We start from the raw sequence: 1,366 nt of genomic DNA on the forward strand, positions 1-1,366 counted from the left end.
ATCCCCTTTTTTTTCAAAATTTATTCTTTCTCTCCTAAATAACTGAAGCATTTTCCCTTCTTCCTTCTTCCTTCTTTCTTCTTCCTTTGAGTATTAAGTTTCAGAAGGAGAAGATTGATTAAGTAATGGAGTCAGATAAGCAACCAAAACGCCAATAAGAAAACCTGCAACATTACGAGTTAATGGCAACCAATCTGAAGTTCTNCCTTCTTCCTTCTTCCTTCTTTCTTCTTCCTTTGAGTATTAAGTTTCAGAAGGAGAAGATTGATTAAGTAATGGAGTCAGATAAGCAACCAAAACGCCAATAAGAAAACCTGCAACATTACGAGTTAATGGCAACCAATCTGAAGTTCTCGATACTACCGGACCAATTCCGAAAGCAATAAACAAAATTCCCCACAATGGAGAAAATATTAACGCCCACTGCCAAGAAAAGGCTTCGCCTGGTTTACGAGGTTGAGCAGCAAAGCCACAAATTACTCCACCAATAACTGATGTAACTAAAGTTAAAATCCACTGCTCCCGTGGTAAACCTGGTACAACGTTACAACCACCTTGACGTAAACAAGTTTTGATTGATTCTAATGATTGAATAATTGATTGGTCTTCACCTTGGTCTCGCACAAAAAATTGATTACCATAGCGAGTTTGCAACTCTACCCAGAATGTCCGGGGCAGAAATTCATAAAGAGCGCGACCTACATTAAAGTTCAGGATATTACCACCACGAGCGTCAGCTACTAACAAGACACTTTTATTATCAAGTCCCCAAAAATCTTTAACTGCTCTACCAGGAGTACGGTCGAATTGAGTTAAAACTCTAAGTTTCCAGCCAGTCTCTGTTTCAAATTGCTCTAAGTCTTTGGCTAGTAAGTTTTCTTGAATGTCAGTTAAGGATCTAGCTAGGTCAATTATTGGTGTTTGCTCTTCAGGTAGTAAATCTGGATTATCGTAGGCTTGAGCAACTGTTGGAGTTAGAGCAAAAGTGGATAATGCGAGGAAGATTGCTGTAATTGATACAAAAAGTTTTTTTGAAAAATTTTTTATCATTGTATGTTTAGTTTCAATCTAAAAGGTGGCCAATAAATGCTTGTATTAAAAAAGAAAGCAAAAAATCTCATATTTCTTTACATTTATTTACTTTAACTCACAATTCAACAAAGTGTGAAGTTAATCTTAATATTTTTGAGACTTTTGACTTGGCTATCTCGTCTTTTGTTAATACAAAATAGCCATTAATGATGTATAGAGGATAACAATTGTTTATTTTTTCTGGCCAACCAAAAGTGAGGGAGTAGGGAGTAGTTAGGGTTTGCTGAAAAAGTCTTTTTTAAGGAGTAGGGGAGCGGGGGAGTAGGGGAGTAGG

1 protein-coding gene is annotated in these 1,366 nt (G+C 36.7%); it reads right to left on the reverse strand.

What is annotated here, in order from left to right:
• Positions 1-243: 243 nt before the first annotated feature.
• Complete coding sequence (locus tag AFK68_RS00135) at positions 244-1,050, reverse strand: TPM domain-containing protein (RefSeq protein WP_094670682.1); 807 nt, start codon at positions 1,048-1,050, stop codon at positions 244-246.
• Positions 1,051-1,366: the final 316 nt, after the last annotated feature.

This window comes from Hydrocoleum sp. CS-953 (assembly GCF_002260545.1).
Classification (GTDB): Bacteria; Cyanobacteriota; Cyanobacteriia; order Cyanobacteriales; family Microcoleaceae; genus Trichodesmium.